This window comes from Pseudideonella sakaiensis (assembly GCF_048320135.1).
Taxonomy (GTDB): domain Bacteria; phylum Pseudomonadota; class Gammaproteobacteria; order Burkholderiales; family Burkholderiaceae_C; genus Ideonella_A; species Ideonella_A sakaiensis_A.
Genome location: NZ_CP182947.1, coordinates 3,084,031 through 3,107,298, shown reverse-complemented (window position 1 = coordinate 3,107,298; position 23,268 = coordinate 3,084,031). Strand labels below are relative to the sequence as shown.

General features: G+C 66.4%; 18 protein-coding genes. 16 read left to right on the top strand and 2 right to left on the bottom strand.

Annotated elements, in window-relative coordinates; genetic code table 11:
• The first annotated feature begins 98 nt into the window (after nucleotides 1–98).
• The 11 genes from ACNH6H_RS14115 (at nucleotide 99) to ACNH6H_RS14065 (ending at nucleotide 13,366) form a co-directional block, all read left to right on the top strand.
• Nucleotides 99–1,127: a TRAP transporter substrate-binding protein gene (locus ACNH6H_RS14115; protein WP_418318513.1), complete on the top strand. Its 1,029-nt coding sequence runs from the start codon at nucleotides 99–101 to the stop codon at nucleotides 1,125–1,127.
• A 194-nt stretch (nucleotides 1,128–1,321) separates the two neighbouring features.
• Nucleotides 1,322–6,160 (top strand): NAD-glutamate dehydrogenase, encoded by a 4,839-nt coding sequence (locus ACNH6H_RS14110; protein WP_418321329.1) that lies wholly within the window; start codon nucleotides 1,322–1,324, stop codon nucleotides 6,158–6,160.
• 185 nt (nucleotides 6,161–6,345) lie between these two features.
• Nucleotides 6,346–7,551, top strand: a complete 1,206-nt coding sequence (locus ACNH6H_RS14105; RefSeq protein WP_418318511.1) for a urate hydroxylase PuuD — start codon at nucleotides 6,346–6,348, stop codon at nucleotides 7,549–7,551.
• Nucleotides 7,552–7,656: 105 nt separating this feature from the next.
• The gene (locus ACNH6H_RS14100; RefSeq protein ID WP_418318510.1) at nucleotides 7,657–8,154 is read left to right on the top strand and encodes a (2Fe-2S)-binding protein; all 498 of its coding nucleotides are present in this window, start codon (nucleotides 7,657–7,659) and stop codon (nucleotides 8,152–8,154) included.
• A complete protein-coding gene (locus ACNH6H_RS14095; RefSeq protein ID WP_418318509.1) occupies nucleotides 8,151–10,394 on the top strand; it encodes a molybdopterin cofactor-binding domain-containing protein in 2,244 nt (747 codons plus the stop codon). Before ACNH6H_RS14100 ends, ACNH6H_RS14095 begins: the two co-directional genes overlap by 4 nt.
• A gap of 19 nt (nucleotides 10,395–10,413) precedes the next feature.
• Entirely contained in the window at nucleotides 10,414–10,836 is a 423-nt protein-coding gene (gene soxX / locus ACNH6H_RS14090) for a sulfur oxidation c-type cytochrome SoxX (protein ID WP_418318508.1), read from the top strand.
• Nucleotides 10,833–11,291 (top strand): SoxY-related AACIE arm protein, encoded by a 459-nt coding sequence (locus tag ACNH6H_RS14085; RefSeq protein WP_418318506.1) that lies wholly within the window; start codon nucleotides 10,833–10,835, stop codon nucleotides 11,289–11,291. The genes soxX and ACNH6H_RS14085 overlap by 4 nt, the downstream gene beginning before the upstream one ends.
• 1 nt (nucleotide 11,292) lies before the next feature.
• The gene (soxZ, locus tag ACNH6H_RS14080; protein ID WP_418318504.1) at nucleotides 11,293–11,613 is read left to right on the top strand and encodes a thiosulfate oxidation carrier complex protein SoxZ; all 321 of its coding nucleotides are present in this window, start codon (nucleotides 11,293–11,295) and stop codon (nucleotides 11,611–11,613) included.
• Complete coding sequence (gene soxA, locus ACNH6H_RS14075) at nucleotides 11,606–12,361, top strand: sulfur oxidation c-type cytochrome SoxA (protein WP_418318502.1); 756 nt, start codon at nucleotides 11,606–11,608, stop codon at nucleotides 12,359–12,361. The genes soxZ and soxA overlap by 8 nt, the downstream gene beginning before the upstream one ends.
• Nucleotides 12,362–12,368: 7 nt before the next feature.
• A complete protein-coding gene (locus ACNH6H_RS14070) occupies nucleotides 12,369–13,121 on the top strand; it encodes a class II aldolase/adducin family protein (protein ID WP_418318501.1) in 753 nt (250 codons plus the stop codon).
• A gap of 32 nt (nucleotides 13,122–13,153) precedes the next feature.
• Complete coding sequence (locus tag ACNH6H_RS14065) at nucleotides 13,154–13,366, top strand: 4-oxalocrotonate tautomerase (protein WP_418318500.1); 213 nt, start codon at nucleotides 13,154–13,156, stop codon at nucleotides 13,364–13,366.
• Nucleotides 13,367–14,277: 911 nt separating this feature from the next.
• Here the strand turns inward: ACNH6H_RS14065 and ACNH6H_RS14060 are convergent.
• A complete protein-coding gene (locus ACNH6H_RS14060; protein WP_418318498.1) occupies nucleotides 14,278–15,186 on the bottom strand; it encodes a LysR family transcriptional regulator in 909 nt (302 codons plus the stop codon).
• Between the two features lie 113 nt (nucleotides 15,187–15,299).
• On the opposite strand from ACNH6H_RS14060, the gene gcl reads away from it, so the two are divergent.
• The 5 genes from gcl (at nucleotide 15,300) to pyk (ending at nucleotide 21,631) form a co-directional block, all read left to right on the top strand.
• A complete protein-coding gene (gene gcl, locus ACNH6H_RS14055; RefSeq protein ID WP_418318496.1) occupies nucleotides 15,300–17,090 on the top strand; it encodes a glyoxylate carboligase in 1,791 nt (596 codons plus the stop codon).
• 20 nt (nucleotides 17,091–17,110) lie between these two features.
• Nucleotides 17,111–17,890, top strand: coding sequence for a hydroxypyruvate isomerase (gene hyi, locus ACNH6H_RS14050; protein ID WP_418318494.1), 780 nt, complete (start codon nucleotides 17,111–17,113; stop codon nucleotides 17,888–17,890).
• A 21-nt stretch (nucleotides 17,891–17,911) separates the two neighbouring features.
• The gene (gene glxR, locus ACNH6H_RS14045; RefSeq protein WP_418318492.1) at nucleotides 17,912–18,814 is read left to right on the top strand and encodes a 2-hydroxy-3-oxopropionate reductase; all 903 of its coding nucleotides are present in this window, start codon (nucleotides 17,912–17,914) and stop codon (nucleotides 18,812–18,814) included.
• A gap of 148 nt (nucleotides 18,815–18,962) precedes the next feature.
• Nucleotides 18,963–20,210 carry a glycerate kinase type-2 family protein gene (locus ACNH6H_RS14040; protein ID WP_418321327.1) on the top strand — a complete coding sequence of 416 codons (1,248 nt, stop codon included), beginning with the start codon at nucleotides 18,963–18,965 and terminating at the stop codon, nucleotides 20,208–20,210.
• 2 nt (nucleotides 20,211–20,212) lie between these two features.
• Nucleotides 20,213–21,631, top strand: coding sequence for a pyruvate kinase (pyk, locus tag ACNH6H_RS14035; RefSeq protein ID WP_418321325.1), 1,419 nt, complete (start codon nucleotides 20,213–20,215; stop codon nucleotides 21,629–21,631).
• Nucleotides 21,632–21,787: 156 nt separating this feature from the next.
• Here the strand turns inward: pyk and ACNH6H_RS14030 are convergent, their stop codons facing one another.
• The gene (locus ACNH6H_RS14030) at nucleotides 21,788–23,263 is read right to left on the bottom strand and encodes a TrkH family potassium uptake protein (protein WP_418318491.1); all 1,476 of its coding nucleotides are present in this window, start codon (nucleotides 23,261–23,263) and stop codon (nucleotides 21,788–21,790) included.
• Nucleotides 23,264–23,268: the final 5 nt, after the last annotated feature.

Below are 23,268 nucleotides of genomic sequence, written 5' to 3'. Positions count from 1 at the left end.
CCTTCATCGCTTGTCATGCTAACCCGCGCCATCACCGCAGCAGCGGAATCCCCGCGCTGTCCCTGCCACTTCCCTCACCCGCTCACGGAGCCAGTTTCATGAAGACGATGCTCAAACCCGTTCTTGCTGCGCTGCTGCTGGCAGCCGCACCGTTCACCACCCATGCCGCCGACGTGACGCTGCGTGTGCACCAGATGCTGCCGCCGCAGGCGGCGATTCCGGCGAAGGCGATCACGCCATGGATCGCCAAGGTCGAAAAGGAAAGCGGCGGCCGGATCAAGGTCCAGCACTTCCCGAGCATGCAGCTCGGCGGCAAGCCGCCGGAGCTGTTCGACCAGGCCAAGGATGGCGTCGTCGACATCATCTGGACCGTGCTCGGTTATACGCCCGGGCGGTTTCCGAAATCCGAGGTTTTCGAGCTGCCATTCAGCAGCGGCAAGGCCGAGTCGTCGTCGCGCGCCTTCCAGGCCTTCGTCGAGAAGCATGCGATGGATGAGTTCAAGGACGTCAAGCTGATCGCTGTGCACACGCACGGGCCCGGCATGTTCCACAGCAAGGACCCGATCAGGAAGCTGGAAGACCTGAAGGGCATGAAGGTGCGCGGCGGCTCGCGCGTCATCAACATCATGCTCGAGCAGCTCGGTGCGACGCCGGTCGGCTTGCCGGTACCGGCGGTTGGCGAAGCGCTGTCGAAAGGCGTGATCCAGGCGACGACGATTCCGTGGGAAGTCGTCCCGGCGCTGAAGGTGCAGCAGATCGTCAAGAACCACACCGGCTTTTCGGGTGAGAAGGGTCTGTACACGCAGACCTTCGCGGTCGTGATGAACAAGGCCAGCTACGACAAGCTGCCGGCCGACCTGAAAAAGGTCATCGATGCCAACAGCGGCATCGAGACGGCGGCCAGGTTCGGTGCGGCGATGGATGCGGGCGACAAGGTCGGACTCGATCTGGCGCAGAAGGCCGGCAACAACGTCATCACGCTCGACGCCGCTGAAACGGCGCGCTGGCAGCGGGCGGCCGCTGGCGTGCGCGCGGTCTGGTACAAGGAAGTGGCCGACCGCGGCATCGACGGGCCGAAACTCGCTGCAGAAGCCGAGGCGCTGATCGACCGCTACTCGAAGAAGTAAGCCGGGGCGGCGTCGGCCCATCAGTGGAGACCGGGATGGACTATTCGCCGCAAAACCCGATACTGCCTGTTTGAAAGAACGCACCGGCCGCGTGCGGCGGTCGGCGCTGCGTTCTTCGAACAGGAGACCCTGCCTTGACGCAGCAACAAAAGCCATTCGACAAAAAACTCGAGAACAGCGCCGCGCAGGAATTGATGGCCCAGCTCGATGAGCGGATCCGGGCCAAGCTGCCGCCCGAGCAGGCCGGGCAGGTCGCCGAATTTGCCCGCCAGTACCACGGTCAGGTTGCGCCCGAAGACCTCGTCGAGCGTACGCTCGGCGACCTCTACGGCTCGGCACTGTCGCACTGGCATTTCGCGCGGATCTATGCCGGCGGTGCGCCGAAGCTGCGCGTCTACAACCCGCGGCCCGAAGAGCATGGCTGGCAGTCGACGCACACGGTGATCGAGATCGTCAACGAGGACATGCCTTTCCTCGTCGACTCGATCACGATGGAAGTCAACCGTCAGGGTCTGACACTGCACCTGATCTCGCATCCGGTGATGCGGGTGCGCCGCGATGCCGAGCACCGGATGACGAGCATCGCGCCGCGCCCCGACGATCCGCAGGGGCGGCTCGAATCGGTGATCCATGTCGAAGTCGACCGGCGCACCGACCCGGCACGGCTCAGCGCATTGCACGACGGCCTGATGCGCATCCTCGGCGACGTGCAGTCGGCGGTTGCCGACTGGAAGCCGATGCGCCAGGCGGTGATCGAGACCGTCGAGCATCTGAAGCAGCATCCGCCGCCGGTCAAGCAGGACGACCTGGCCGAGGATCTGGCCTTTTTGCAGTGGCTGGCCGACGACAACTTCACGCTGCTCGGCAAACGTGACTATGACCTGACCGACGACGAGCAAGGCGACGCACTGCACGTCGTGCCCGGCTCGGGGCTCGGTATCCTGCGTGCCGATGCCGACGCGGCGACCGCCTCGTCGTCGTTCGCTGCGCTGCCCGCCGACGTGCGCGCACAGGCGCGCGAGGTCCGGCTGCTGCTGTTGACCAAATCGAATGCCCGCGCGACGGTGCACCGGCCCGGCCACCTCGACTATGTCGGTGTCAAGCGCTTCGACGAAGCGGGCAACGTGATCGGCGAGCGGCGTTTCCTCGGCCTGTTCACGTCGGTGGCCTACAACGCGAAGGCCGCCGACATCCCGCTGCTGCGACGCAAGGTCAACGCGGTGATGGACCTCGCCGGCTTCCTGCCGAAAAGCCATGCCGCGAAGGAACTCGCCACCATCCTCGAGCAGTTTCCGCGCGACCTGCTGTTCCAGATCGAGGTGGAGGACCTCTACCCGACCGCGCTCGGCATCCTGCGCCTCGGCGAGCGCCAGCGCACCAGGCTGTTCGTGCACCGCGACGCATTCGGCCGCTTTGCATCGTGCCTGGTCTACGTGCCACGGGAAAACTACAACACCGACATCCGCACCCGGATGCAGAAGATGCTCAGCGAGGTGCTGCACGGCGAATCGTCGGAGTTCTCGGTGCAGTTCTCCGATTCACCGCTGGCCCGGGTGCTGATCGTCGTGCGCATGCGCGGCGGCCCGAAAGCGGACGTCGACGACCGCGACCTCGAACAGCGCATCGTGCGGATCGCCCGCCGCTGGGAGGATGAACTGCTCGATGCGCTGCTCGACGCCCACGGCGAGGAGCGCGGCAACTACCTGCACCAGCGTTATGCCGACGGCTTCAGCGCCAGCTACCGCGAAGAGCATTCACCGCGGCTGGCGGTGCGCGACATCGAATTGATGGAGTCGCTCGACAGCGCCGACAAGCTGGCGATGAGCCTGTATGTGCCGCTGGAGGCGCCGCCCGGACGGCTGCGCTTCAAGCTGCTGCGAACCGGCCGGCTTGCGCCGCTGTCGGAAAGCCTGCCGATGCTCGAACACATGGGCGTCGAGGTGCTCGAGGAGCGCCCTTATGAAGTGATGCGCCGCGAGTCCGGTGAAACGAGCGACGACGACCACACCGTCGAGGTGTCGATCGACGACTTCGGCATGCGCGTGCCGGGCCGCGAGGAAATCGACATCGAACCGCTGCGCGCGCGATTCCAGGAAACCGTGCATCGCACCTGGCACGGCGACAACGAAAACGACGATTTCAACCGGCTGGTGCTGCTTGCCGGCCTCGACTGGCGCAGCGTCGGCATGCTGCGCGCCTACGCCGCCCACATGAAGCAGTCGGCGTTCACGTTCAGCCGCGCCTATATCCAGCAGGCACTGAGCTGCCATCCGACGATCACCGCGGCACTGGTCGAACTGTTCAACGCCCGCTTCGACCCGGCACTGCCCGGCGACCGCGCGGCCGCGCAGGCGGCGGTCATCGAGCAGATCGAGGCCGATCTCGAGGAGGTGTCGAATCTCGACGAAGACCGCATCCTGCGCCAGTACCTTGCGCTGATCCAGTCGACCTTGCGTACCAACTATTTCCAGCGCCTGCCCGACGGCTCGCCGAAGCCGGTGCTGTCGTTCAAGTTCGACCCGACGAAGATTCCCGGCCTGCCCGAGCCGAAGCCGATGTTCGAGATCTTCGTCGCGTCGCCTCGCGTCGAAGGCGTGCACCTGCGCAACGGCTTCGTCGCCCGCGGCGGGCTGCGCTGGTCCGACCGCAAGGAGGATTTCCGCACCGAGGTGCTCGGTCTCGTGAAGGCACAGCAGGTCAAGAATGCGGTGATCGTGCCGGTCGGCTCGAAAGGCGGTTTCGTGCTGAAGCGGCTGCCGGCAGCGGCGGCCGCCGGCGACCGCGAGGCGCTGATGGCCGAAGGCATTGCCTGCTACCAGGCCTATCTGCGCGGCATGCTCGACATCACCGACAACCTGGTTGCCAACAAGATCCAGCCGCCGCCGGACGTCGTCCGCCACGACGGCGACGATGCCTATCTGGTGGTGGCTGCCGACAAGGGCACGGCAACCTTCTCCGACATCGCCAACCGCATCGCCGCCGAATACGGTTTCTGGCTCGGTGACGCCTTCGCATCCGGGGGCTCGGCCGGCTACGACCACAAGAAGATGGGCATCACCGCGCGCGGTGCCTGGGAGTCGGTGAAGTTCCACTTCCGCTCGATCGGCGTCGATACGCAGTCGGAGGATTTCACCGTCGTCGGTGTCGGCGACATGAGTGGCGACGTATTCGGCAACGGCATGCTGCTGTCGAAGCACATCCGGCTGCTTGCCGCCTTCGATCACCGCCACATCTTCATCGACCCGGACCCCGACGCGGCGACCAGTTATGCCGAACGCGAACGGATGTTTGCATTGCCGAGATCGTCGTGGGCCGACTACGACAAGAAACTGATCTCGGCCGGCGGCGGTGTCTGGCCCCGCAGCGCGAAGTCGATCCCGCTGTCGGCGCAGGCACGCGCAGCGCTTGGCATCGCCGACGGCGTCGATGCGATGACGCCGAACGAGCTGATGCGGGCCATCCTCGCGTCGCCGGCCGACCTGTTCTACAACGGCGGCATTGGAACCTATGTGAAGGCGAGCTCGGAGTCGCACGCCGAATGCGGCGACCGCGCCAACGATGCGATCCGGGTCGACGGCACCGAGCTGCGCTGCAAGGTCGTCGCCGAAGGCGGCAACCTCGGCTGCACGCAACGCGGCCGGATCGAATTCGCGTTGCGCGGCGGGCTGATCAATACCGATGCGATCGACAACTCGGCCGGCGTCGACTGCTCCGACCATGAAGTCAATATCAAGATCCTGCTCAACTCGGTCGTCGACGACGGCGAGTTGACCGCCAAGCAGCGCGACAAGGTGCTGGCCGAGATGACCGACGATGTCGCGGCGCTGGTGCTGCGCGACAACATCTTCCAGAACCAGGTGCTGCTGTATTCGCGCAGCCGCAGCGCCTTGCTGATCGACGAACAGGGCCGCTACATGCGGCACCTGACAACTCGCGGCCGGCTGAACCGGCGCATCGAATTTCTGCCGAACGACGAGGTGCTGCAGGAGCGGCGCGCGGCCGGCGGCGGCCTGACCTCGCCGGAACTGGCGGTGCTGCTCGCCTACAACAAGATGGAGCTGTACGACGAGGTGCTGGCGTCCGACGTGCCGGAAGACCCGTACATCGCGACGACGCTGGAGCGTTATTTCCCGCCGCTGCTGCTCGAGCGCTTTCCGCAAGCACTGCACCGCCATCCGCTGAAGCGCGAAATCATCGCGACCCACGTCGTCAACAGCATGATCAACCGGGTCGGCCCGACCTTCGTGCACCGGCTGCACGAGGAGACCGGTGCTGCCGCGGCCGACATCGTCCGCGCCTATACCGGCACGCGCCAGATGTTCGGGCTGGTGCCGCTGTGGCAGGCCAACGAGTCGCTGAACCACAAGGTGCCGGTGTCGGTGCAGATCCAGATCATCGATGCGACCGTCAAGCTGATCGAGCGCGGCACCGTCTGGCTGCTGCAGAAACGCAGCGCGCTGCGTGACCTGGCCGAAACGATCGACCGCTTTGCGCCGGGCCTGCAGATCGTCGGCCCCGGCCTCGACCGCTGGCTGTCCGAGCAGGAGCGTGCCGCGCTGGAACAGGAAGTCGAGGCCCTGAGCTCGCAAGGCGTTCCGGAATCGCTGGCGCAGCAGGTTGTGCGGCTCGACGCGCAACTGTCGGGGCTCGACATCGTCGAGGTCGCGGCCGAAGTCGGCAGCGACGTCGAAACCGTTGCCGGCGTCTATTTCGGCATCGGTGGGCGGCTCGACCTCGGCTGGCTGTCGCAGCAGATCGTCCAGCTGCCGGCCGAGACGCATTGGCAGCGGCTGTCCAAGCTGGCGATGCGCAGCGATCTGTCGTCGCTCGCGCGCGCGCTGACCCACTCGATCCTCAGCTGCGAGGATGGTGCATCCGCCACCGATACCGAAACGCGCATCGGCGCGTGGGAGGCGCAACGCGAATTCCAGCTCGCCCGCTGCCACAAGCTTCTCGCCGACCTGCGGCCGGTGCCGTCGCTCGACATGGCGATGCTGTCGGTGCTGCTGCGGGAGTTCAGGGCGCTGGTCTGAGACCGGGCGATTGAGGGTTATTACCAGGCGGGATTGTTCGCAAAACTGTATACAGTTTTATCCGTCGCCGCGGAGCCCGTTCCGATTCCGGAGCGGTCTGCGACATGGTTGCCTCACAGAGCCCGCTGTGGTGAGGGGATGTGCATGCTTACTGCATTGCACTCCTTGACTGTTGCGAGGACACCATGGACGTCTACCTCCTCGACTGGGCCAACCTGCTGCTCCGCTGGGCCCACGTCATCACCGCGATCGCCTGGATCGGCTCGTCGTTCTATTTCGTCTTTCTCGACAACAGCCTGACGCCGGCGGCTGACCCAGCCGATCGTGCCGCAGGCGTGACCGGCGAACTGTGGGCGGTTCACGGCGGCGGCTTCTACCACCCGCAGAAATACCAGGTCGCACCGAAGCGGATACCGGAGCACCTGCACTGGTTCTACTGGGAAAGTTATTCGACCTGGCTGACCGGATTCGGCCTGTTCACGGTGCTGTACCTGTTCAACGCCGGCAGCTTCCTGATCGACAAATCGGTTTACGACTGGTCGCCGGCCGCGGCGATCGCCGCATCGCTCGGCTTCCTGGTTGCCGGCTGGATCGTCTACGACGTGATCTGCCGTGCCTTCGGCCGGCGCAAGAACGGCGACCTGATCGTCGGCGTGCTGCTGTTCATCTACGTCGTGTTCGCGAGCTGGCTGGCCTGCCAATTATTTGCTGGCCGTGCCGCATTCCTGTTGATCGGCGCGATGCTGGCGACGTCGATGAGCGCGAATGTCTTCGTCTGGATCATTCCCGGGCAGCGCAAGGTCGTCGCGCAATTGAAAGCCGGCCAGGAGGTCGATCCGATCTACGGCTGGCGGGCCAAGCAGCGCAGCGTGCACAACACCTATTTCACGCTGCCGGTGCTGATCGCGATGTTGTCGAACCACTATGCCTGGCTCTACCAGGGGCCGAACAACTGGCTGGTGCTGGTGCTGCTGATGCTCGCCGGCGCCTTGATCCGGCACAGCTTTGTCGCACGCCACAAAGCGCTGGTGCAGGGCAAACGGGTGCCGTGGGAGCATGCGGTCGTCGGCACGCTGGCGCTGGTCGGGCTCGCGTTCTGGCTCGCGCCGCCGCCGATGTCGGCCGAAGCCAAGGCGGCCGCAGCGCAACCGGTCGTCGTCGCCGACGTCCGCGCAGTGATCGAGCAACGTTGCGCGATGTGCCACAACGCGCAGCTGCAGCAGAAGAATGTCGCGCTGCACACGCCCGAACTGTTGGCACAACATGCCCAGCAGGTCTACCAGCAGTCGGTGCTGCTGAAACTGATGCCGCTGAACAATGCGACACAGATGACCGATGCCGAGCGCGCGCTGATCAAGCGCTGGTACGAGGCCGGGGCACCGGTGCAGTGACGCTCGCTTGCTGACAGCGCTGGCGACGCGGCAATATCCGACCGGCTTGCACTGGTACATCGACGCGGCATCATTGCCACTCCACTGGCACGGAGGGAGACATCGATGGCGCGATTGAACGTCAACGGGCAACTGCGCGAGCACGATGCCGAGCCCGATACGCCGTTGTTGTGGGTGATCCGCGAACAGCTCGGGCTGACCGGTACCAAATACGGTTGCGGCATCGCGCAGTGCGGCTCGTGCACGGTGCATCTCGACGGCGCGGCGGTGCGCAGCTGCGTGCTGCCGGTGTCGGCGGTTCAGGAAACCCAGAAGATCGTCACGATCGAAGGCTTGGCGCCAAATGGCGACCACCCGCTGCAGAAGGCCTGGGTCGCCAACGACGTGCCGCAATGCGGCTATTGCCAGAGCGGCATGATCATGGCGGCCGCCGCGCTGCTGAAGGACAAGCCGAAGCCGACTGATGCCGACATCGATGCCGGCATCACCAACATCTGCCGCTGCGGCACCTACAACCGCGTGCGCGCGGCGATCAAGCAGGCGGCCGGCGGCAGCAAGACCGCCGGGCTCGACATCGTCCACATCGTCAGGAGCACGTCATGAGCCTGCACCTGACACGCCGTGGCTTCATCGGCAGCGCGGCCGCCGGTTCGCTGGTGATCGGTTTTCCGATCTCTGCATTCGCCGCGACACAGAACGGCCATTCGGTCAATGCGCTGAGTTCGCCGGTCGCCGGCAAGACGCCGACCGCAGGCAGCGGCCCAGAAATCAACGCCTGGGTCGTCGTGCAGCCCGACGAACGCGTGATCATCCGCATCGCTCGATCGGAAATGGGCCAGGGCACGCTGACAGGCCTTGCGCAACTGGTCGCCGAGGAACTCGGCTGCGACTGGGCGCGGGTGACGACCGAATACCCGACCCCGGCCGAAAACCTCGCCCGCAACCGCGCCTGGGGCAGCTTCTCGACCGGCGGCAGCCGCGGCATCCGCGAGTCACACGAATACGTCCGCAAGGGCGGCGCGGCAGCGCGGATGATGCTGGTGCAGGCGGCCGCCAACGGCTGGCAGGTGCCGGCGACCGAGTGCAGCGTCAGCAAAGGCGTGATCAGCCACGCCGCATCGAAACGCAGCATCAGCTTCGGCAAGGTCGCCACTGCGGCGGCCGCGCTGACGCCGCCGACCGATATCAGGCTGAAGGATCCGAAGGACTGGACGCTGGCCGGCCAGCGGCTGGCTCGGCTCGACACGATCGACAAGACGAATGGCGCGCAAGTGTTCGGCGCCGACCTGAAACTGCCCGGCATGCTCAATGCGGCGATCGCCGCCTGCCCGGTCTTCGGCGGCAAGCTGGTGGCCTTCGATGCCGCGAAAGTGGCATCGATGCCTGGCGTGAAGAAGGTCGTCGCGGTCGGCGACAACGCGGTCGCGGTCGTTGCCGATACCTGGTGGCGGGCGAAGAAGGCGCTCGATGCACTGCCGGTCGAGTGGGACTTCGGCGCCCATGCCAAGGTGCAGCAGGCCGACATCGATGCGATGCTGAAGGAAGGGCTGACCGCCGACAAGGCGGCGGTCGGCAATGCGCAGGGCGACGCAAAGGCGGCGCTGGCCGCAGCGGCGCGCCGCATCGAAGCGGTTTATGCCTACCCGCACCAGAACCACGCGACGATGGAGCCGATGAACGCCACTGCGCGCTTCACGCCGGCCAGCGGCGACCAGCCGGCGCGCTGCGAGGTCTGGACGCCGACGCAGAACGGCGAGGCGGCACTGGCAGCGACCGCCGAGGCCGCCGGTCTGCAGCCGTCGCAATGCGAGGTCTACAAGATCCACCTCGGCGGTGGCTTCGGCCGCCGCGGCGCGGTGCACGACTGGGTACGCCAGGCGGTCGCGATCGCGAAGGCAATGCCGGGCACGCCGGTCAAGCTGCTGTGGTCGCGCGAGGAGGACATGACGCATGGCCTGTACCACCCGGTCACGCAATGCAGGCTGACCGCCGGGCTCGACACCAACGGCAATCTGACCGCACTGCACATGCGGATCTCCGGCCAGTCGATACTCGCCGGCATCTTTCCGCAGAATGTCCGCGACGGCAAGGATCCGGTCGTTTTCCAGGGCCTGAATCCCGGTGGCGCCGAATCGGCGATCGGCTATACGGTGCCGAATCTGATGGTCGACCATGCGATGCGCAACCCGCATGTGCCGCCGGGCTTCTGGCGCGGCGTCAACCTGAACCAGAATGCGATCTACCTCGAATGCTTCATCGACGAGATCGCCCATGCGAGCGGCCAGGATCCACTGGCGCTGCGCCGCAAGCTGATGGCGCAGCATCCGAAACATCTGGCCGTGCTGAATGCGGCGGCCGAGCGCGCCGGCTGGGGCAAGCCGGCGCCCGATATCGGCGGCCAGAAGGTTTTTCGCGGGCTGGCGCAGACCCATGGCTTCGGCAGCTATGTCGCCGCCTGCGCCGAAGTGTCGGTCAGCCCGCAGGGCGCGCTGAAGATCCATCGCATCGTCGCCGCAACCGACCCCGGCCATGCGGTCAATCCGCAGCAGATCGAGGCGCAGGTCGAGGGCTCGTTCGTCTATGGCCTGAGCGCCGCGCTGTATGGCGCCTGCACCGTGAAGGACGGCCGCATCGAACAGAAGAATTTCGACACCTACCCGCCGATGCGGATCGATGCGATGCCGAAGGTCGAAACCATCGTGATGCCGTCCGGCGGTTTCTGGGGTGGCGTCGGCGAGCCGACGATTGCGGTTGCCGCGCCGGCGGTGCTGAATGCGATCTTCGCGGCAACCGGCAAACGCATCCGCGAACTGCCGCTGCAGCGGCACAGCCTGCGTGCCTGATGTACGCCGCGCAGCACTGATGCTGGCCGCCACCGCCTCCCTGATCGCAGCCTTGCCGGCCGCTGCGGCCGAGCCGATCAAATGGTCTGGCGACGCGATCGATGCGCCGTTGACGGCGATCCCAGGCGACCCCGCGCGCGGCCGCAGCATCGTCACCGACCGCCAACAAGGCCTGTGCCTGCTCTGCCACAGCGGGCCATTTCCGGAGGAAGCGACGCCCGGCAATCTGGCGACCGATCTGAGCGGCGCCGGCGCGCGCTGGAGCGAAGGCCAGCTGCGCGCGCGCATAGTCGATGCACGGCGGATCGACCCGGCGAGCCTGATGCCGGCGTTCTATTCGACCGCCGACCGGCAGCGCGTCGGCAGCGCCTGGCGCGGCCGGCCCATCCTCGATGCGCAGCAGGTCGAGGATGTCGTCGCCTTTCTGAAGACGCTGCGATGACCAGCCGCCGCCATCTGATCCACCAGTCGATCGCCGCTGCAGCCGGCGCGACGCTGTTGCTGCGGCTTGTGCCGGCCGAGGCCACACCCGAATCGCTGCAGCAGGCGATCGCCTCATTCAGCGGCGACGCGCCGATCCGCACCGGGCGCGTGAAGCTGCAGATCGCCGAGCTGGTCGAGAACGGCAATGCCGTGCCGGTCACGGTCAGCGTCGACAGCCCGATGAGCGCCGGGGACTTCGTCCGCCGCATCGCCTTGTTCAACGAGCGCAATCCGCAGCCCGAGGTTGCGGTTTTCGAGCTGTCGCCGGCCAATGGCCGCGCCGAGGTCGGCACGCGGATCCGGCTCGCGACCTCGCAGGGTGTCGTGGCGGTCGCGCAGATGAACGACGGCAGCCTGTGGCAGCAGCGCGTCGACGTGATCGTCACGCTCGCGGCGTGCATCGAGGGCGGATGACATGGCCCGCTCGGTGATCCACATGCCGGCAACGGCGAAACCCGGCGACATCATCGCGGTGCGCGTGCTGGTGCAGCACCCGATGGAAACCGGCCACCGCAGCAGTTCACGCGGCGAACGGCTGCCGCGCGACATCATCCGGCGCGTCGAATGCCGCTTCGAAGGCGAGCTGGTTTTTGCCGCCGACCTGTACCCGGCGATTGCGGCCAATCCAACGCTGGCTTTTTTCATGCGCGCGACCCGCAGCGGCACGCTGCGGGTCGAATGGCGCGGCGACAACGGCTTTGTACACGCCGACAGCGCGAGGCTGCAGCTTGGCTGAACGGCGCTGGCGCTGCGCTGCGGCCGGCCTCGTGATCGCCGTCTGCATCGGCAATGTGGTGGCGCAGGCGCCGGACCCGCGCCGGTCCGGCTTCGACGACATGAGCCCGGCGCTGCAGGCGCTGCAGCGCGACGATACGCAGAACCCGGCCTGGTTGTGGCTGAAGGGCGGCGAGCAGACATTTGCCGCCGACTGCGCGCGTTGCCATGACGGCCAACAACTGAAGGACGTTGCAACCCGTTATCCGGCATTCGACCGCCGACTCGGCAAACCGTTGACGCTGTCCGGGCGCATCAACCAGTGCCGCCAGCGACATCTGCAGCGCCCGCCGCTGGCGGCCGAAAGCGACGAACTGCTCGGGCTCGAGAGCTGGCTCGGCTGGCTGGCCCGCGGCCTGCCGATCGCCCCGCCGGCCGATCCGCGGCTCGAAGCGGGGCGCCGCGCCGGCGAACGGCTGTACCGCACACGTTTCGGCCAGCTCGATTTTTCGTGTGCGCAATGCCACGACGCATACGCCGGCAAGCGGCTTGCCGGCAGTACGATTCCGCAGGCCCACCCGACCGGCTATCCGATCTACCGCCTCGAATGGCAGGGCATGGGTTCGCTGCAGCGCCGGCTGCGCGGCTGCATGAGCGGCGTCCGCGCCGAACCCTTCGCCTATGGCAGCGATGAGCTGACCGCGCTCGAGCTGTACCTCGCGCAGCGCGCGGCCGGCATGATGATCGAGACTCCGGCCGTTCGGCCCTGATACGACGATGACGCAGACCAACCGCCCTCCCCGCAGCGAAGCCGACGTCCGCATCGACCTCGCCGCCGCCTACCGGCTCGCCGCGCTGAATGGCTGGGACGACACGATCTATACCCACTTGTCAGCGAGCGTGCCGGGCCAGCCCGGCGTATATTTATTGAACGAATTCGGCCTCGGTTTCGACGAGGTCAGCGCATCGTCGCTGGTCAAGGTCGATGTCGCCGGACGCGTCGTCGACGGTTCCGGCCGCAAGGTCAATCCGAGCGGGTTTGCGATCCACGGCGCGGTGCATGCCGCGCGGCCCGAGGTCGAATGCGTGATCCACCTGCATGCGCCGTGGGGCGTCGCGTTGTCGATGTTGCCGAAAGGCCTGCAGCCGACCTCGCAGTGGGCGATGCGGCTGCACGGCCGGCTCGGCCGCCATGCCTACGAAGGGCTGGCGCTCGGGAGCGACGAGCAGCAGCGGCTGGTCGCCGCGCTCGGCTCGCTCGACGGGCTGATCCTCGCGAATCATGGGACGCTGACGGTCGGCCGCACGGTGGCCGAAGCCTTTTTGCTGATGCACATCCTCGAACGCGCAGTGCAGGCGCAACTGCGTGCGATGGCCGCAACCGGCGGCGCGATCACTGTCGCCGACGACGAACTGGCGCAGCTGACCCATCGCCAGTGGCTCGGCGACGGCAGCGAATGGGACGGCGATGCAGAATGGCCGGCCCTGCTGCGCCGCGCCGATCGGCTGTCGCCGGGTTTTCGCGACTGAAGCAGCATCACCACACACCATCAGGAGAAAACATGCCGACCTTGCGCGTCGAACTGTTCGAAGGCCGCACCCCGCAGCAGAAGGCTGCATTGGCAAAGGAACTGACCGAGGCCTGCGTGCGGGTGCTCGGCGGCAAGCCCGACGGCGTCGACGTCGTGTTCTTCGATATCGCGAAACACGATTGGGCCAGCGGTGGCACATTGTGGAGCGAAAAAGCCGCATCGACACCGTCGACAGCGGCCTGACGAGCGCAATCAAAGCTTCCACCAGTGGCCGCTTGGCCGTGATGACTCTTGTGGGAGGGGCTTCAGCCCCGATTCGGGCTGGTGGCACAGGCCGACACCGAGCGGGAGCGGCGGGCGATACCAGCGGTGGCGAAATGCCTCCCGAGGACCGAGAGCAAAGGCGCGGTCGGGCGGCCGCTTGCGCTTAGATGCTTGCCCTCGCGCAGGGCGCTCGGGTCCCCTGCGATGCTCGGTCTTGTGGCCCGTCGCGGAAACTCGCTGCACTCGCTTCGCTCGTTCCGCTCAAACAGTCCGCGACAAGTCAGTTGTTGATGCTCGCTGCGCTCGCGAGCCACAAGCCCTGCGCTTCTCGGCTGCGCATATGCGCGCCAGCAGCCACCCGCCCACGCCTTTGCGGCAGCACCGAGGACTTCGACGAAGCGCACCAACGTTGCAGCGCGGCAGGCGGTGCCCGGGCGGGCGATTTATGCGGCGGCGAGAAGGCGAGCACGGACTCAAGGGGTCCGGGGGACCCCTTGTGCCTTGCGAGCGACCGGGCCGCAAGGCCCGGTGCGGCCTGCAAGGCCAGGGCCAGGGTCGGCGAGCGCAGCGAGCATCAACAAACATGCTCGCGGCGGTTGTCCGAGCGCAGTGAGCGCAGCGAACGTAGCGAGTTCCGCCGCGCGACCCTGGACCGAGCATCGCAGCGCAGTCCGAGCGCCAGCGAGGACCGCCGCATCATGAGCCACGACCGGGTGCCGCCTGCCGCGCCGCTCGGTCGTCGAACACAAGAGGAGCGAACACCGCCATACCGAATCGGGGCTGAAGCCCCTCCCACAAAAGTCAGCGCAACCTGCGAGCCGGACGGCCGCTCATGGCCGCTCTGCGACGAACAGCGGCGATGCATGCCGATTCGATCGGAGGCTAAGCGCTCAGGAGGCCGCGTGCCACCACTCGCCGGCCATCGCCTGCTGCATGTAGGCGATGAAGCTCGTCACCTTCGACGGCACCAGTTTCGGCGACGGAAAGACCGCATGCACCTCCTGCGCCGGCAGGCCGTGGTCGGCGAGCACCGGTTGCAGGCGGCCTTCGGCGATCGAATGGCCGGCGACGTACCACGGCAGCACCGCGATGCCCATGCCGGCGCGGGCTGCGGCGAGCACCGCCGACAGATTGTTCGAGCGCAGCGGCCCCTTCACCGGCACCGATACCTCCTCGCCGTCGGCACGCGTCAGGCTCCAGCGGTCGTCGCCCTGCACGCTGCTGTAGACCAGGCAGGCGTGTGCGCCGAGGTCGGCAGCGGATCGCGGCGTGCCGCGGCGTTGCAGATACTCGGCCGACGCGACCATCAGCCATGGATTCGTCGCCAGATAGCGCGCGCCGAGCGTCGAATCGGCGAGCCGGCCCATCCTGACCGCGAGGTCGATGCCCTGCTCGACCAGGTTCACATAACGGTCGTCGAAGCCGAGATCGATCGTCACTTCGGGATGCTGCTGCATATAACTCAGCACCATCGGCACCATCACGCGGCGGCCGAATGCCACCGAGGTGGTGATGCGCAGCGTGCCGCCGACCTGGCTTTGCAGCAACGTCGCGAGGTTGTCGGCCTCGTCGAGCTCGCGGGCGATCAGCTTGCATTTTTCGTAATAGAGCGCGCCGACTTCGGTCGTCGTGACGCCGCGCGTTGAGCGGTGCAGCAGCCGCGCGCCGAGCCGCTGCTCGGTCGCCGCGACCGCCTTCGTCGCGGTCGGCTGCGTGATGCCGAACTCGTCGGCAGCCTTGCTGAAGCTGCCGGTCTCGACGACGCGGATGAACAGGTGAACGGCGGCAACGCGATCCATCGGCGGATCGTATCCGGTATTCCGCCACGGAATAGCACTTATCGACGGCCTGGGGTTCCGCGCCGGGGGGCGTCGCGCGACGATCGCGGCCATCAACAAACGGGAGACCTCCGATGGCGAAGATGAAGGCTGCAATGGCCGCGGTGCTGGTGATGGAGAAGGAAGGCGTCAGCCAGGCCTTCGGTGTGCCGGGTGCGGCGATCAACCCGCTGTATGCGCAGCTGCGCGAGCGGCAGACGATTGCCCACGTGCTGGCGCGCCACGTCGAGGGCGCATCCCACATGGCCGAGGGTTATACCCGCGCGAAGGCCGGCAATATCGGCGTCTGCATCGGGACTTCCGGACCGGCCGGCACCGACATGATCACCGGCCTGTACTCCGCGATTGCCGATTCGATCCCGATCCTGTGCATCACCGGCCAGGCGCCGCGTGCCCGTTTGTACAAGGAAGATTTCCAGGCCGTCGATATCGAATCGATCGCGAAATCGGTCACCAAATGGGCGGTCACGGTGCGCGAGCCGGCGCAGGTGCCGCGCGCTTTCCAGCAGGCTTTCCACCTGATGCGTTCGGGCCGGCCGGGCCCGGTGCTGATCGACCTGCCGATCGACGTGCAGATGGCCGAGATCGAGTTCGACATCGACACCTACGAGCCGCTGTCGGTCTACAAGCCGACGGCCAGCCGCAAGCAGGTCGAGAAAGCGCTCGACATGCTGATGGCAGCCGACAAGCCCTTGATCGTTGCCGGTGGCGGCATCATCAATGCCGATGCATCCGAGCTGCTGGTCGAATTTGCCGAGCTGACCGGCGTGCCGGTGATTCCGACGCTGATGGGCTGGGGGACGATTCCCGACGACCACCCGCTGATGGCCGGCATGGTCGGCCTGCAGACCAGCCACCGCTATGGCAATGCGACGATGCTCGCGAGCGACTTCGTGCTCGGCATCGGCAACCGCTGGGCAAACCGCCATACCGGCAGCCCCGAGGTCTATTGCAAGGGCCGCAAGTTCGTGCACGTCGACATCGAGCCGACGCAGATCGGCCGCGTCTTCATGCCCGACTACGGCATCGTCAGCGATGCGAAGGCCGCGCTGCAGCTGTTCGTCGAGATCGCCCGCGAGCGCAAGGCCGCCAAGCAGCTGAAGGATTTCGGCACCTGGGCGAAGCGCTGCGCCGAACGCAAGCAGCTGATGCACCGCAAGTCGCATTTCACCGAGACGCCGATCAAGCCGATGCGCGTCTACGAGGAAATGAACAAGGCCTTCCCGCGCGACACGGTTTATGTGACGACGATCGGCCTGAGCCAGATCGCCGGCGCGCAGTTCCTGAATGTCTTCGGCCCGCGCCAGTGGATCAACTGCGGCCAGGCCGGCCCGCTCGGCTGGACGATTCCGGCAGCGCTTGGCGTCGTCGCCGCCGATCCGACCCGCACCGTGGTCGGCCTGTCGGGCGACTACGACTTCCAGTTCCTGATCGAGGAGCTTGCGGTCGGCGCGCAGTTCCGCCTGCCCTATGTGCAGGTGCTGGTCAACAACTCCTACCTCGGCCTGATTCGCCAGGCGCAGCGCGGCTTCGAGATGGACTACTGCGTGCAGCTCGCGTTCGAGAACCAGAATGTCGAGGACGAGTCGCTGCGCAGCTACGGCGTCGACCACCAGGCCGTCGTGCAGGGTCTCGGCTGCAAGAGCCTGCGTGTGACCGATCCCGAGAAGATCCAGGGCGCACTGGCTCAGGCGCAGGAAATGGCGCGCCAGTACAGCGTGCCGGTCGTCGTCGAGGTGATACTCGAGAAGGTGACCAACGTTGCGATGGGCACCGAGATCAACAACATCAACGAGTTCGAGGACATCGACTGCCGCCACCCCGAAGGCATCAAGGGCCTGGAGCTGGCCGGCCTGCTCGAGTGACGACCTACAGGAGATCCGCCATGCCACGTTTTGCCGCCAACCTGACAATGCTCTTCAACGAGGTGCCGTTCCTCGACCGTTTCGAGCATGCTGCAAAGGCCGGTTTCAAGGCCGTCGAGTTCCTGTTTCCCTATGCCTTCGAGGCCGGGGAGATCAGGCAGCGGCTCGACGACAACGGCCTCGAACTGGTGCTGCACAACCTGCCGGCCGGTGACTGGGATGCCGGAGAGCGCGGCATCGCCTGTCACCCGGACCGCGTCGCCGAGTTCCGTGACGGTGTCGGCAAGGCGATCGGCTATGCGAAGGTGCTCGGCGTCGGCCAGTTGAACTGCCTGGCCGGCAAGGCGCCGGCCGGCGTCGACGACGCCGCTCTGCGCAAGACCTTAGTCGACAACCTGCGTTACGCCGCCGGCGAGCTGAAGAAGGCCGGTTTGCGGCTGCTGATCGAGCCGATCAATACCTTCGACATTCCCGGCTTCTACCTGACCCGCACCGAGCAGGCGATCGCGATCCTCGACGAGGTCGGCGCCGACAATGCCTTCGTGCAATACGACATCTACCATGCACAACGCATGGAAGGCGAGCTGGCCGCGACGATGCAGAAGAATCTGGCGCGGATCGGCCACATCCAGCTCGCCGACAACCCCGGGCGCAATGAGCCGGGCAGCGGTGAAATCAACTACGCGTTCGTATTTGCCCACATCGACCGCATCGGATACAAAGGCTGGATCGGCTGCGAATACAAGCCCGCTGCCGGCACCGAGGCCGGACTGGGCTGGCGCAGCCGTCTCGCCGCCTGAACACTGAAACGGAAAGAACGAATGACGACAGCAACAGCACAGAAGATCGGCTTTATCGGCCTGGGCATCATGGGCGCGCCGATGGCGGGCCACCTGCTGAAGGCCGGCCACCAGCTCTTCATCCATACCCGCAGCAAGCCGCCGGCAGCGATCGTCGAGGCCGGCGCCAAATCCTGCGACAGCGGCAAGGCAGTTGCCGAAGCGGCCGACATCATCATCACGATGGTGCCCGATACGCCGGACGTCGAGGCGGTGCTGTTCGGCGACAACGGCGTCGCCGCCGGCCTCAGCAAGGGCAAGGTCGTCGTCGACATGTCGTCGATCTCGCCGGTCGCGACCAAGGAATTCGCGAAGAAGATCAACGAACTCGGCTGCGACTACCTCGATGCGCCGGTCTCCGGCGGCGAGGTCGGCGCTAAAAATGCGAGCCTGTCGATCATGGTTGGCGGCGACGAGGCGGTGTTCGGCCGCGTCAAGCCGGTTTTCGAGGCGATGGGCAAGAACATCACGCTGGTCGGTGGCAATGGCGACGGCCAGACCTGCAAGGTCGCGAACCAGATCGTCGTTGCATTGACGATCGAGGCGGTTGCCGAAGGCCTGCTGTTTGCCGCAAAGGCCGGCGCCGACCCGGCCAAGGTGCGGCAGGCGCTGATGGGCGGCTTGGCGACCTCGCGCATCCTCGAGGTGCACGGCGAGCGGATGATCAAGCGCACCTTCGATCCGGGCTTCCGCATCGAACTGCATCAGAAGGACCTGAACCTCGCGTTGTCGAGCGCACGTTCGCTCGGCGTCTCGCTGCCGAATACCGCCAATGCGCAGGAACTGTTCAATGCCTGCGCAGCCCATGGCGGCAAGGCCTGGGACCATTCGGCGATGGTCCGCGCGCTCGAGAAGATGGCCAATTTCGAGATCGGGGGCAAATGATGAATCGGCGCGACGTCAACTCGCTGCGAGCCGACGACCGGTCGCAGCAACCCGAAGAAACCGACGAGGACGCCGGCCCGTTCCCGAAGCGGATGCCGCGTTGCGACTGGAGGGCGGCGGCTTGAATCCGCAGGCCCTGCTGCGCCAGATGTTCGATGCGGCAATTGCATCGGCGCAGCCGGCGCTGGTGATACCGCCGCACCTGCCGCGGCCGCCGCGCGGCCGGATGATCGTGATCGGCGCAGGCAAGGCGTCGGCCGCAATGGCCAAGGCGGTCGAGGACCACTGGGACGGTCGGATCGAAGGCCTGGTGATCACGCGTTACGGCTATGCCGTGCCGTGCCAGCGGATCGAGATCGTCGAGGCGGCGCACCCGGTTCCCGATGCGGCCGGTCTGGAAGCGGCGAAGCGGCTGCTGAAGATGGTCGACGGCCTGAGCGCCGACGACCTCGTGTTGTGCCTGATCTCCGGCGGCGGCTCGTCGCTGATGCCGCTGCCGCTCGATGGCCTGACACTCGAACACAAGCAGGACGTCAACCGCGCGCTGCTGAAATCGGGCGCGACGATCGGCGAGATGAACTGCGTGCGCCGCCATCTGTCGGCGATCAAGGGTGGGCGGCTCGCTGCGGCCTGCCATCCGGCCCGCGTCGTCACACTGCTGATTTCCGACGTGCCGGGCGACGACCCGATCGACATCGCATCGGGCCCGACCGCGGCCGATCCGACCCATTGTGCCGATGCGCTGGCGATCGTTCGCCGCTACGGCATCGAACTGCCGGCGCCGGTGCGCGAGGCGCTGGAAAGCGGCCGCGGCGAATCGGTCAAGCCCGGCGATCCCCGGTTGGCTGGTCACGAAATCCACCTCGTCGCGACACCGCAGATGGCGCTCGAGGCTGCTGCGAAGCTGGCGCGCGAGGCCGGCGTGACGCCGTACATCCTCGGCGATGCGCTGGAAGGCGAAGCACGCGACGTCGGCAAGGTGCTGGCCGGCATTGCATTGCAGGTTGCCGGGCGTGGCCAGCCGGTCGCCGGACCGTGCGTGCTGCTGTCCGGCGGCGAGACCACCGTAACGGTACGCGGCAATGGCCGCGGCGGGCGTAATGTCGAATTTCTGCTGTCGCTCGGCATCGCGCTGAACGGCCACCGGCGCATCCATGCGCTGGCCGGCGATACCGACGGCGTCGACGGCCAGGAAGAAATCGCTGGCGCATTGCTGACGCCGGACAGCCTGATGCGCGCCTGGGGCATGGGCATGAAGCCGCGCGACCACCTCGCCGACAACGACGGCCACGGCTTCTTCGAGCGGCTCGGCGACTCGGTTGTCACCGGGCCGACGCTGACCAATGTGAACGACTTCCGGGCGATCTTCATCGATGCGCCACCGGACATGGGATGACTGTGCGCAGAACACGAAACGCCAAGATCGTCGCAACCCTCGGCCCGGCCAGTTCGGACCCGCAGGTGGTCCGCCAGCTGTTCCTTGCCGGTGTCGATGTGTTCCGGCTCAACTTCAGCCACGGCACCGCCGACGACCACCGCCGCCGCTTCGACGGGTTGCGCGCGCTCGAACAGGAAACCGGCCGCGCGATCGGCATCATGGCCGACCTGCAGGGCCCGAAGCTGCGTGTCGGCGTATTTGCCGATGGCCCGGTGATGCTTGCCGAAGGCGCCGCATTCCGGCTCGATCTCGATGCCGCAGCAGGCAACAGCAGCCGAGTCAACCTGCCGCATCCGGAAATCTTCGCCGCGCTGGTGCCGGGCGCCGAACTGTTGCTCGACGACGGCAAGCTGCGGCTGAAGGTCGAGCGCTGTGGCGCCGATTTCGCCGAGACCCGCGTGCAGGTCGGCGGCAGGTTGTCCGAACGCAAGGGTGTCAACGTGCCCGGCGTCGTATTGCCGATCACCGCACTGACCGAAAAAGACCGGCGCGATCTCGCGTTGGCGCTCGAACTCGGCGTCGACTGGATCGCGTTGTCGTTCGTGCAGCGCCCCGAAGACGTCGTCGAGGCGCGTGAACTGATCGGCGACCGTGCGGCGATCATCGTCAAGCTCGAAAAGCCAGCCGGCCTGGAGCGGCTCGAGGAAATCACCGAACTGGCGGATGCGATCATGGTCGCGCGCGGCGATCTGGGCGTCGAGATGCCGGCCGAACAGGTGCCGGCGATCCAGAAACGGATGATCCGCACCTGCCGGCGGCTCGGCAAACCGGTGGTCGTCGCGACGCAGATGCTCGAATCGATGATCAAGTCGCCGGTACCGACGCGCGCCGAGGCGTCGGACGTCGCGACCGCGATCTACGACGGCGCCGACGCGGTGATGCTGTCGGCCGAATCGGCTGCCGGCGACTATCCGGTCGAGGCGGTGAAGATGATGAACCGCATCATCGAACAGGTCGAGGCCGATCCGATGTACCGCCAGCTGATCGATGCGTCGTACAGCGAGGTCGCGGCCGATGGCGATGTCGCCGAGGCAATCTGCTCGGCGGTGCGCACCGTCGTTGCGAAGCTGCATGCGGCGGCGATCGTTTGTTATACGAGCTCGGGCCACACCAGCCTGCGCACCGCACGCGAGCGGCCCGAGGCGCCAATCCTCAGCCTGACGCCGAAGATCGAGACCGCCCGCCGCCTCGCGATGGCCTGGGGCGTGCAGTCGGTGCACATCGCCGACGTCAGCGACGTCACCGAAATGACCGACCGCGCCTGCAGCGTCGCGCGCAGCGAAGGTTTTGCCAACGACGGCGAACTGATCGTCGCGATCGCCGGCATGCCGTTCGGAACACCGGGTACGACCAACCTGATGCGGATCGCGGCGGTTTGACCCACCCCCGTTGCGGCTGACGCCGCTCCCCCTCAAGGGGGCGCAACCGGCGGCCCGGCAAAGCCGGATCCGCGGTTGCCACTTGATCACGCCCCAATACCGCAAGCGCCGGTCCGCTAACGTGGATGCGGCGTCAGCCGCTCCGAGGAGGGCGATCTAGTCTCGCCAAAAATGCGCGGTGAACAACACCAGCACCGACAGCAGTTCGAGCCGGCCGAGCAGCATTGCGATCGTCAGCACCCAGGTCTGGAAATCGGTCAGCGGCTGGTAGGTGCCGGCCGGACCGACCTGGTTGATCGCCGGGCCCATGTTGTTCAGATTCGCCATCACCGCGGCAAATGCGGTGTCGAACGGCAGGTCGGTCGCCAGCATCAGCAGCGTCATGCCGGCGGCGGCGGCGCCATACAGCAGCATGTAGGCGAGCACCGCAAAGATCGCCTCGTTGGAGACCGGGCGCTGGCCGAGCATCACCGGCCGCACCATCCGCGGGTGCAGCAGCCGCTGCATCTCGCGTTTGGCCTGCTTCAGCAGGATGATCAGGCGGATCATCTTGATGCCGGCGCCGGTGGACCCGGCGCTGGTCGCAACCCCTGACAGGATCAGCATCAGAAACGGCACCAGCACCGGCCACTGGCCATAGTCGGTGCTCGAAAAACCGGTCGTCGAGCCGATCGACACGATGTTGAAGAAGGCCAGCCGCAAGGCCTGCAGCGGATCGGTCGCGGTGCCCTTCCACAGCAGAAAGCCGCTGACGAACAGGCTGGCGCCGATCAGCAGGCCGAGCGTGCCGCGCGCTTCGGGGTCGGCGAGGATCAGCCATGCGCTGCGCTTGCGGATCGCGACGAAATAGACCGCGAAATTGCAGCTCGCGAACAACATGAAGACGACGCAGATCCATTCGAGCAGCGGCGAATTGAAATGCCCGAAGCTGGCATCGTGGCTGCTCATGCCACCGAGGCTGGTGGTCGCGAACATGTGGACCCAAGCGTCGTACCAGCTCATGCCGCCGGCCCGATAGGCGAGCAGGCACAGCACCGACACCACTGCATAGATCGTCCACAGGCCCTTCGCCGTTTCGGTGATGCGCGGTGTCAGCTTCGCATCCTTGATCGGGCCCGCCGATTCGGCGCGGAACAGCTGGCTGCCACCCATGCCCAGCATCGGCAGGATCGCGACCGCCAGCACCAGGATGCCCATGCCGCCGAGCCACTGCAGGAAACAGCGCCACAGGTTGACCGAACCGGGCAGCAGATCGAGTCCGGTCAACACCGTCGAACCGGTTGTCGTCAAGCCCGACATCGCCTCGAAATAGGCGTCGGTGAACGAGATCGGCGCGCCGGCTTCATAGAAATAGGCGAGCAGCGGCAGGCTGGCAAAAAACGGCAGCACGGTCCAGGTCAGGAAGACCAGCAGCACACCGTCGCGCGGTTTCAGCTCGGCACGGCTGCGCCGGGCGATCGCCCACAACGCAAAGCCGGCCGACAGCGTAAGGATCAATGCACCGCCATAGGCATGACGTGCCGCCGCCGGTTCGTCGCCGAGCCAGGCCATCAGCAGCGGCACCAGCATCGCACCGGAAAAGAAGATCAGCACCCAGCCAAGGATGGTCAGAACCGGCAGGATCGCCAACATCGTCC